This window comes from Paenalicyclobacillus cellulosilyticus (assembly GCF_014647315.1).
GTDB classification, from domain to species: domain Bacteria; phylum Bacillota; class Bacilli; order Alicyclobacillales; family Alicyclobacillaceae; genus Alicyclobacillus_J; species Alicyclobacillus_J cellulosilyticus.
Genome location: NZ_BMOY01000150.1, coordinates 326 through 589 on the forward strand (window position 1 = coordinate 326; position 264 = coordinate 589).

1 protein-coding gene is annotated in these 264 nt (G+C 44.7%); it reads right to left on the reverse strand.

Annotated features, from left to right (window positions below):
- On the reverse strand, positions 1 to 264 hold a 264-nt coding region (locus tag IEX97_RS13295), incomplete at both ends, for a UvrD-helicase domain-containing protein (RefSeq protein ID WP_188883555.1).

Consider the following 264-nt stretch of genomic DNA (forward strand, 5'->3'; position numbering starts at 1 on the left):
GCATTAAACCGCTGCTGATAATGCGACAAAAGATCGGGATTATCGCGCAAAAGCTCATGACAACGCAGTAAAAGTTCAGCAAAATCAATTACGCCAGCTGTTTGACAGGCTTGCTCATACGCTTGATAAATACGTACAAGCGTACGTGTCGGGCCATAATCCGGCGCGTGAATATGCGTAGGGCGTATGCCTTCATCTTTTTTACCATTGATAAACGCTTGTGCCTGCTTAAAAGGCCACTGATCTAGATCCAGATTTAAAGAG